The 9,396-nt window shown below is 56.1% G+C and carries 7 protein-coding genes and 1 pseudogene; 4 read left to right on the forward strand and 4 right to left on the reverse strand.

The features are described from left to right. Positions 1-49 precede the first annotated feature (49 nt). Positions 50-1,348 (forward strand): D-amino acid dehydrogenase, encoded by a 1,299-nt coding sequence (locus tag ACSZPU_RS06110; RefSeq protein WP_498996570.1) that lies wholly within the window; start codon positions 50-52, stop codon positions 1,346-1,348. A 28-nt stretch (positions 1,349-1,376) separates the two neighbouring features. Then, positions 1,377-2,447: a catabolic alanine racemase DadX gene (dadX, locus tag ACSZPU_RS06115; RefSeq protein WP_498996571.1), complete on the forward strand. Its 1,071-nt coding sequence runs from the start codon at positions 1,377-1,379 to the stop codon at positions 2,445-2,447. Between the two features lie 15 nt (positions 2,448-2,462). Here the strand turns inward: dadX and ACSZPU_RS06120 are convergent, their stop codons facing one another. Together ACSZPU_RS06120 and ldcA are read right to left on the reverse strand one after the other, a co-directional pair. Further along, positions 2,463-4,196, reverse strand: coding sequence for a potassium/proton antiporter (locus ACSZPU_RS06120; RefSeq protein ID WP_498996573.1), 1,734 nt, complete (start codon positions 4,194-4,196; stop codon positions 2,463-2,465). Positions 4,197-4,338: 142 nt separating this feature from the next. After that, the gene (gene ldcA / locus ACSZPU_RS06125) at positions 4,339-5,250 is read right to left on the reverse strand and encodes a muramoyltetrapeptide carboxypeptidase (RefSeq protein WP_498996576.1); all 912 of its coding nucleotides are present in this window, start codon (positions 5,248-5,250) and stop codon (positions 4,339-4,341) included. Positions 5,251-5,348: 98 nt separating this feature from the next. Between ldcA and emtA the strand changes: the two genes are divergently transcribed. Next, positions 5,349-5,963 carry a membrane-bound lytic murein transglycosylase EmtA gene (gene emtA, locus ACSZPU_RS06130; RefSeq protein ID WP_498996581.1) on the forward strand — a complete coding sequence of 205 codons (615 nt, stop codon included), beginning with the start codon at positions 5,349-5,351 and terminating at the stop codon, positions 5,961-5,963. Positions 5,964-5,998: 35 nt separating this feature from the next. On the opposite strand, the gene ycgR is transcribed toward emtA, so the two are convergent. After that, positions 5,999-6,733 carry a flagellar brake protein YcgR gene (gene ycgR, locus ACSZPU_RS06135; RefSeq protein WP_498996583.1) on the reverse strand — a complete coding sequence of 245 codons (735 nt, stop codon included), beginning with the start codon at positions 6,731-6,733 and terminating at the stop codon, positions 5,999-6,001. Positions 6,734-6,944: 211 nt separating this feature from the next. Between ycgR and ACSZPU_RS06140 the strand changes: the two genes are divergently transcribed. After that, positions 6,945-7,199 (forward strand): GlsB/YeaQ/YmgE family stress response membrane protein, encoded by a 255-nt coding sequence (locus tag ACSZPU_RS06140; protein ID WP_498996586.1) that lies wholly within the window; start codon positions 6,945-6,947, stop codon positions 7,197-7,199. A gap of 62 nt (positions 7,200-7,261) precedes the next feature. On the opposite strand, the pseudogene treA reads toward ACSZPU_RS06140, so the two are convergent. After that, a pseudogene (gene treA, locus ACSZPU_RS06145) lies at positions 7,262-8,748 on the reverse strand (alpha,alpha-trehalase TreA). Positions 8,749-9,396 lie beyond the last annotated feature (648 nt).

The raw sequence follows: 9,396 nt of genomic DNA on the forward strand, positions 1-9,396 counted from the left end.
GTTATCAATTTGTAATCAGATGATTGTGCTTTACACATGGGAGCGGTCTATGCGAGTCGTTGTACTGGGAAGTGGCGTGGTGGGGGTCACCAGTGCCTGGTATCTGAGTCAGGCGGGACATGAGGTGACGGTCATTGACAGGGAGGCTGGCCCGGCGCTGGAAACCAGTGCCGCGAACGCAGGGCAAATCTCGCCCGGCTACGCGGCCCCCTGGGCGGCGCCAGGCGTTCCGCTGAAAGCCATTAAATGGATGTTTCAGCGCCATGCGCCGCTGGCGATTAGCCTCGACGGCACGCCGTTCCAGTTGAAATGGATGTGGCAAATGCTGCGCAACTGTGACACCCGCCACTATATGGAAAACAAAGGTCGCATGGTGCGTCTGGCCGAATACAGCCGCGACTGCCTCAAGCTTTTACGTGAAACCACCTCTATTCAATACGAAGGCCGTCAGGGCGGGACGTTACAGCTTTTCCGCACTCCAGCGCAGTACGAAAACGCCACGCGAGATATCGCCGTGCTGGAAGACGCCGGTGTGCCTTATCAGCTACTGGAAGCAGGCCGTCTGGTCGAAGTGGAGCCGGCACTGGCGCAGGTGGCCCATAAGCTTAGCGGTGGCCTGCGCTTGCCCAACGATGAAACCGGCGACTGCCAGCTGTTTACTCAGCAATTGGCACAGATGGCAATGCAGGCGGGCGTCAAATTCCGTTTTAACACGCCTGTCGACAGGCTTTTGTACGAAGGTGAGCAGATTTATGGCGTGAAGTGTGGCGATGAAGTGGTGAAGGCCGATGCCTACGTGATGGCCTTTGGCTCTTACTCCACGGCAATGCTGAAAGGGATTGTCGACATTCCGGTTTATCCCCTGAAAGGCTATTCGCTGACCATACCCATTGCGGAGGAGGCGGGGGCGCCGGTTTCAACTATCCTCGATGAAACCTACAAAATTGCGATTACCCGTTTTGATAACCGCATTCGCGTTGGTGGGATGGCGGAGATCGTCGGATTCAATACCGATTTACGTCAGCCACGCCGCGAGACGCTGGAAATGGTGGTTAAAGATCTCTTCCCGCGCGGCGGGCATGTGGAGCAGGCGACCTTCTGGACAGGCCTGCGTCCAATGACCCCAGACGGTACGCCGGTGGTGGGACGCGCGCCGTTTAAAAATCTGTGGCTCAATACCGGGCATGGTACGCTGGGCTGGACGATGGCCTGCGGCTCGGGGCAACTGCTGAGCGATTTGATCTCCGGGCGCACACCGGCCATTCCATGGGAAGATTTGAGCGTCGCGCGCTATCAACCCGGCTTCACCCCGTCGCGCCCGCAGCATTTGCACGGTGTCCACAACTGAGCCGTCCACCTTATAAAAAGGAGAACGTATGTCTCGTCCTGTACAGGCGACTGTCGATTTACACGCGCTTCGGCAGAACCTGCAGGTAGTCAGGCGTGCTGCCCCACATTGCCGCGTCTGGTCGGTGGTGAAGGCCAACGCCTACGGCCACGGAATCGATCGGATCTGGCGTGCCCTGGAAGGCACCGACGGCTTTGCTCTGCTCAATCTGGAAGAGGCCATTCTGCTGCGTGAGCGCGGCTGGAAAGGGCCGATTCTGATGCTGGAAGGGTTCTTCCACGCCGATGAACTGCCGCTGTTCGATAAATATCGCCTGACCACCAGCGTTCACAGTAACTGGCAGGTGAAAGCCTTGCAGGATGCCGAGCTGCATGCGCCGCTGGATGTTTACCTGAAAATGAACAGCGGGATGAATCGCCTGGGCTTTCAGCCTGAGCGCGTGCAGACCCTCTGGCGACAGCTGCGGGATCTGCGCAATGTCAGTGACATCACCCTGATGGCTCACTTTGCCGAGGCGGAAAGGCCGGACGGCATTGCCGAGGCGATGGTGCGTATTGAACATGCACTGGAAGGGCTGGAGTGCCCGCGTTCGCTGTCCAACTCGGCCGCCACGCTCTGGCATCCGGAAGCCCACGGTGACTGGGTGCGCCCCGGTATTGTGTTGTATGGCGCATCACCCTCCGGGGAATGGCAGGATGTGGCGGACAGCGGCATCAAGCCGGTGATGAGTCTGAGCAGCCAGATAATCGCCGTGCAAACCTTGCAACCAGGGGACTGTGTGGGTTATGGCAGCCGCTATCGTGCCACGCAGGAACAGCGCATCGGCATCGTCGCCTGTGGTTATGCTGACGGTTACCCGCGCCTTGCGCCGACCGGCACACCGGTGCTGGTGGACGGTATTCGTAGCGGGACAGTAGGGGCCATTTCGATGGACATGCTGACGGTTGACCTGACGCCGTGCCCGCAGGCGGGCATCGGAACGCCGGTGGAGTTGTGGGGCAAAGATATCAAAATCGATGAAGTGGCCGCATCGGCAGGGACGGTTGGTTATGAGCTTATGTGCGCACTCGCGCCGCGCGTCCCGGTTGTGACAGTGTAACGTGTTGCGAGGCGGTTATTCCGCCTCGTCCTCGGCTACCCGGACGCCCACTTTACGTACCGCGTCCTCTTCCTTCTCCGCCACGGTCCAGATCATGCCGGCAAATTCCACCTGATCCCCCACGACCGGTGCAGCCCCAAGCAGTTGCTGTACAATTTCACCCAGCGTTTGCTGTTTGTCGCGGTATTCCAGCCCGTCTTCCAGACCATAAATCAGCGCCACGTCGGCAAATTTCGCATCGGCTTCGAGAATAAAATCACCAAAGAAACGCTGATCCAACGCGACCGGAGGAGAATGGCTAAACAGCTTGCCCAGTGCCGGTAAGTCGCGTTCGCGACCAATTACGCACAGGACATCACCTTCGCGCAGGCGGGTACTGCCGGTGGGATGCAGCAGAGAATTATCGCGAAACAGAGCGGCAATGCGCGTCTCGGATGGCATATGCAGGTCGCGCAGGGCGGCACCCACACACCATTTATCGGCGCTGAGCTGATAAACAAACTGCTCCCACGGATTTTCCGGGTGGATATCCAGCCCGACGCGGGAAACCGGCCAGCCCACGGGTGGCACGACGACGCGGGCTTTTTTCGCCGCCCACGACAGCGACGTACCCTGGAACAGCAGCGAAATCAGCACCACGAAGAAGGCGACGTTAAAAAACAGCCGTGCATTGTCCAGCCCGGCCATCATCGGGAAGACGGCAAGAATGATCGGCACCGCGCCGCGCAGCCCCACCCAACTGATGAAGATGCGCTCGCGCAGATTGAAGCCGCGAAACGGCAGCAGCCCGGCGAACACGGACAGCGGACGAGCGAAAAAGATCATCCACGCCGAGAGCAGCAGCGCCGGAATGGCGATCGGCAGCAAATCAGACGGTGTGACCAACAACCCCAGCACGAGGAACATGCCGATTTGCGCCAGCCAGGCCAGACCATCGAAATTCTGCTGAATAGCATAACGGTTGCGAATCGGGCGATTACCCAGCACAAAGCCACACAGATAGACCGCAAGGATCCCGCTGCCTTCAATGGCGGTAGTGACCGCAAACACCAGAATACCGCCGCTCAAGGCCAGCAGCGGATAGAGTCCGGGCGGCAGGGCAATACGGTTGATCATCTGTTGCAGCAGATAGCCGCCTCCGAGTCCCAGCACGATACCCAGTCCAAACTGCTGAATAATGTGTACGACGAAGGTCCAGCTCAGCCCGACATGGTGCTGCTGAATCATCTCGATAAGCGTGATGGTCAGAAAAACCGCCATCGGGTCATTGCTGCCGGATTCAATTTCCAGCGTCGAGCCGACACGTTCGTTCAGCCCTTTGCCGCCCAGCAGTGAGAACACGGCCGCCGCATCGGTGGAGCCCACGATCGCCCCGATCAACAGCCCTTCCATTATGTTGAGGTGGAACAGCCAGGCCGCCATCATGCCGGTCAGCCCTGAGGTGATCAGCACCCCGACGGTCGCCAGCGACAGGGCGGGCCACAGCGCCACGCGAAAAGAACTGGCCTGGGTTCGCATCCCGCCATCGAGCAAAATCACCGCCAGCGCGAGGTTACTGACCATGTAGGCGAACGGATAATTGTCGAACGGAATGCCGCCAATACCGTCAATGCCGGCCAGCATGCCAATGGCCAGAAAGATAACGAGGATCGGGATACCGAGACGGGAAGAGAAAGAACTTAATAAAATACTGCAGGTTACAAGTACTGAACCCAGAATAAACAGACTAATTACCGCCGCTGCATCCAATGTTGTGCTTCTCCTCTTACCCGGAAAACTGTGAAAACTTCAGCCGCTCAGCGCGTCGGGCACGCTAAGCGGCTAAAGTTTAAAAACCTGTTTTATATTAACGGCAGAAATGCGGATTTAATCAGTCGTTTAAATGTTTTTTTTATGCGCTTAATACGGGATGACCGGAAACGGTCAGTATTGTACGCCCATCATGCTCTAACACCGCGTGTGCGCCCATTGGCAGCGTAACGGTTTGTTGCTCGTGACCAAACGCCAGCCCTGTGACCACCGGAATCGAAAGCCGGCTTCGCAGGTATTCCACCATCTTATTAAGATTGTAGCCTGCATCGTAGTCGTTGGGGGCGGCGCTGGTGAAACTGCCCAACACCAGCGCGTTCTGGCGCGTGAGAATGCCGCAATGTAGCAACTGCAATAGCATACGTTCCACACGGAAAGGATGCTCATTGATATCCTCGACCACCAGAATGCCGTTCTCAATGGCTGGCAGCCACGGGGTGCCGACAAGCGAAATCAGCATCGCCAGATTGCCTCCCCACAGCGAGCCCTGGGTGTGGCAGCGAGGGCCTTCGCCATTCCACTCAACGGTCAGTTCAGGCTGGCGCAGCGCCTGCCAGAAATGACGCTCGGTAAAGTCATTGAGCGTCGGTGCGCCGAAGTTGGCCGCCAGCATCGGGCCGCTAAAGGTGATAACGCCGCCCTGGGCGAATAAGCCCATCTGCACCGCCGTGAAATCGCTGTGACCACAGATAAGCAGCGGCTGCGATTGTTGGCGGCGGGCAAGGCCTTCCCAGTCGATGTATTCCAGTAGCCGGCTTGCGCCATAGCCGCCGCGAACGGGCAGGACGATAACATCCTCGCCATCCAGTTCAACCAGCGCGTTGAGGTCATTGAGTCGTTCGCTGTCCGGGCCGGCAAAGCGCTGATCGCGGCGCGTAATGACATCACGGTTATCCACCTGATGCCCCTGCGAGGTCAGCCGTTGAACGCCGAGCGCTGCGGCTTGCTGGTTAATGCAATAGCCGGAAGGCGCGATCAAATGAAACCTGGACATGGCAATTCCTTGCTGACATCTAATTGGAAACGGTTATCATGCCGCTAACTCTGTTTGTTGTCATCCGTAGTGATGCGTTCACCAAAGAAGGATTGCGTGTGAAATTGAGATGGTTTGCTTTTTTGATTGTGCTGTTGGCAGGGTGTAGCTCGAAGCACTCTGATTACCGTAACCCGGACTGGAATCCGGAAGTACCGGTAAAACGGGCGATGCAGTGGATGCCAATTAGCGAGAAAGCGGGGGCGGCGTGGGGCGTCAGTCCGCGTTTGATTACCGCGATGATTGCGGTTGAGTCAGGCGGCAACCCTAACCTTATCAGCAAATCAAACGCCGTGGGGCTGATGCAGTTGAAAGCGTCGACCTCCGGGCGCGAAGTGTACCGCTACATGGGCTGGGGCGGGGAACCCTCGACCAGCGATCTGAAAAACCCGGAGCGTAATATCTCCATGGGTGCAGCTTATCTGAGCATCATGGAACACGGCGTACTGGCGGGGATAAAAGACCCGCAGGTGATGCAGTATGCGCTGGTTGTTTCGTATGTGAACGGCGCAGGGGCGCTGCTGCGCACATTCTCATCCGACAGAAAAAAAGCCATCAGCAAGATTAACGATCTGAGCGCCGACGGCTTCTTTGAGCACGTGGTCGAAAATCACCCGGCACCGCAGGCGCCGCGTTATATCTGGAAAGTGCAAAAAGCGATGAATGCGATGTAAATGCAAAAAGACCCGCCAACTGAGCGGGTCTTTTTTTAGCGCACCCGGTTGGCGCGTTCGCGGGCTTCGCGCTCCAGCGCAAAGATAATTCGCTGGAGTTCGCGCTCAACGCCGGGGCTGACGTTAAGGAAGCGAAAGCTCAGACGCGGCGTGGTGATGGTTTCGTTTTTACCGTCAACCACTTTTCGCTCGCCGATGGCAATCAGCTGGGCGTCAAAATAGAACTGCCCCCAGGAGGCCATATCCAGCTCTATCTGGCTAAAACGCATCCCGGCCTGCAAACCTTCCGGCATCGCACCGTCCAGCAATGCGCCCATGCCGCCAAGCGAAAGGTCGAACAGACGAAAACGTAGCTCTGTTTTTTTGTCCGGCATTTTGGCCTTACAGAAATAGGCCGGTTGCAGCGGGGCGTTGATACGAAAATACTCGCGACGCTGAATAAAATAGAGGCTATCTGGCAGTTCAGCGATGAAAGCAGGTAAGTCCTGAAAATCGCCGCTCTGCAGGGCAGGCAGCGTAAATTCGACTTTGGCACCCTGTGTCTCGGCGGTGATCGTCACTTTGGCGGCACGCTGCACGGCCGTGTTCTCAAACTCCTGACTACCAAAGTCCATGATCAGCTCATCGGGGTTCACCTCAAGGATTTTACTGATGAATTGCCCGCTCGGCCACGCGATGCACACAGGCACCTGGCCTTTCTGCAAGTCGCGTAATACGCCCAGAATGGCTAACGGACTATTTTTCAGGAACTGCTCACTGTACTTACTCACGCCGAAAGGCTCCTTGATCACTGACAGACAGTCTTGATGCACTATCGGCAATCCCAGAAAATTCTTAAGACAAATCCGTAAAAATTTTTCCAGTGAATTGCAATTAAGTGTGTGAGATGAAAATGTTTTTCACGCCATCGCCTATACTTTAGTCAACGTGCCGGCATTATGCTCGATACGTACACATGACGTTGTAGCAGGAGAGACGAAAATGGGCATCATCGCGTGGATTGTTTTTGGTCTGATTGCAGGGGTTATCGCAAAATTGATCATGCCAGGCCGGGATGGCGGCGGCTTTATTTTGACCTGTATCCTCGGGATAGTGGGTGCGGTAGTCGGCGGCTGGCTGGCGACTCGCTTTGGTTTTGGCGGCGATGTGACCGGTTTTGATTTCCACAGCTTCGCGGTCGCGGTGGTCGGCGCGATTATCGTGCTGGCGGTATTCAGAATGTTACGGCGAAACTAAGAGATAACGTGAATTAATAAGGCCGGTGAGTTCGCTCACCAGCCTTTTCTTTTATTACTCGATTATTGTGCCGCGGCTTTTTGCGGCTCAGCTGTCTTTTGTGGCTCCGTTACGGTTTGCGCGACAGGTTCTTTAGCTGGCAGGCTGTCACAGGGCTGCTCTTTCGGGCAGACCAAATCCAGCATTTTCAGCGTCACACCATTCGTCCAGCCGAAACCGTCCTGCAGCGGATACTCACCGCCACCACCACCAGTCCCGGTGCTGCTAACATCATATTTCTCCACCAGCTTCTTCTCGCGGTCATAGGTATGCTGCACGTTCGAGAGGAAGCGCCAGGTGACATCCATCGACAGCTTTTTCTGGTCGTAGTTTTGCAAACCGGCCACGGCGACCCATTGCAGCGGTGCCCAGCCGTTCGGTGCATCCCACTGCTGGCCACTATTGACCGTCGTCGTGGCGATCCCGCCCGGTTTCAGTAAGCGCGACTGGGTTGCCGCTGCCACTTTGGCGGCCCTGTCTTTAGCGGCGGCATTCACGTACAGCGGGAAGAGGGCGGCTGCCGTCAACTGATTACGCACCTTTTTGGTTTTCAGATCGTAATCGGCGTACCAGCCTTCCTTATCATTCCACAGATTCGCTTCTATGCCTTTTTGGCGGGCGGCGGCCAGTGCTTCATACTGACTTGCTTTGGCGCTGTCGCCAGACGCCTGGCTGGCACGGGCGATCATTTTTTCCAGTTTGAACATCAGCGCGTTCAAATCCACCGGCACAATGCTGGTGGTGCGAATGGTCCCCAGCTGATTAGGGTTGTCCATCCAGCGAGAGCTGAAATCCCAGCCCGACGCGGCAGCAGAACGCAGGTCACGATAGATCTCCGTTGCCGGGCGGTTAGGGTTGTTCTTCGCGGTAGTGACATCATCCAGCCAGGATTCCGGGCGCGGTGTGTCTTTATCATCCCAGTAGCGGTTCAGTACCGAGCCGTCATCCAGTTTGACTACCCGTTTGTTGGCCTGGCCGTTTTGCAGCCCATCGGCGCCGTCCATCCAGTAGCGGTACTCTTTTTCCAGCTGCGGCAACAGGTTTTCAGCACCTCATCGCCGTCGTGTGTGGCCAGTAACTCCACCATAAAGGCAAAGAAAGGCGGCTGTGAGCGGCTCAGATAGTAGCTGCGGTTGCCGTTGGGAATGTGTCCCCAGGTATCAATTTCATAGGCGAAGTTGGCCACCATGTCTTCGATTTTGTCCCAGTGGCCGCTTTCCGCCAGTCCTAACATGGTGAAATAGCTATCCCAGTAGTAAACCTCGCGGAATCGGCCGCCCGGGACCACGTATGGTTTCGGTAACGGCAGTAAAGAGTCCCACTTGCTGCCGGCTTTATCCGTCGTGCGCGTCAGCACCGGCCACAGGCCATCAATGTGTTCACGCAGGTTCTGCCCTTCCGGCGGCACATACTTTTCCCCTTCCTTTGGCAGCTCAAAGTTGACGTTCACGAAGTGGCGCAGATCAAAGCTGGTCTGGTTTCGCTGCATGCGGTAATCCGCCAGGATCATCAGCGGGTCGCCTTTGGGCACCGCATCGGCGAAGGTTTTCTGATCGGGAAACAGTTTGGCGCTTTGTACGTCGCTAAATAACGGGCCGAGCAGGATATCCGGTGACTGTGGGGTATTGGATGCTTCCGCCGCCAGAGCTGACGGTATAAAGGAAAGCAAGGCGCCACCCAGCGCGATGTGCATTGCAAGATACAACGTGCGCTGCCGGCGCAAATCTGGTCTTGTCATCAATTGTTCTCCATAGCGGGTGAAAAGCGAGGCCGCAGTAGCCAACCTTGTGAAAACCTTAGTCGAATATCAGCCGAACGGCGTGCCCGATGTGGCATTTTCCGCGCTTCCAGACAATTTACCTTGTCGCTCTCTACTATAAGTAAAAGTTATATCATGGCGCTGGCTAAATCGCAGTTTACGTCGTTTCCTAAGTCAAATTGCGATCCTGACGGTTATTTTGATCATTAAATAAGATTTCCGCCAATTAATATCACCCTTATCGATCAGTTTTACTTATTAATGGCAATTATGATATTTGATTTACATCAATTACGCTGAATTGATTCACTTACTGCTCTTTCGCGAATTCAGATAATAAGTGCAACGCTCGGACATGATTGTGGAGAGTGTAGGAGGAAGGGTTAACTACCGATAAGT

This window comes from Phytobacter sp. V69 (assembly GCF_965644215.1).
In the GTDB taxonomy this organism is placed as follows: Bacteria; Pseudomonadota; Gammaproteobacteria; order Enterobacterales; family Enterobacteriaceae; genus Phytobacter.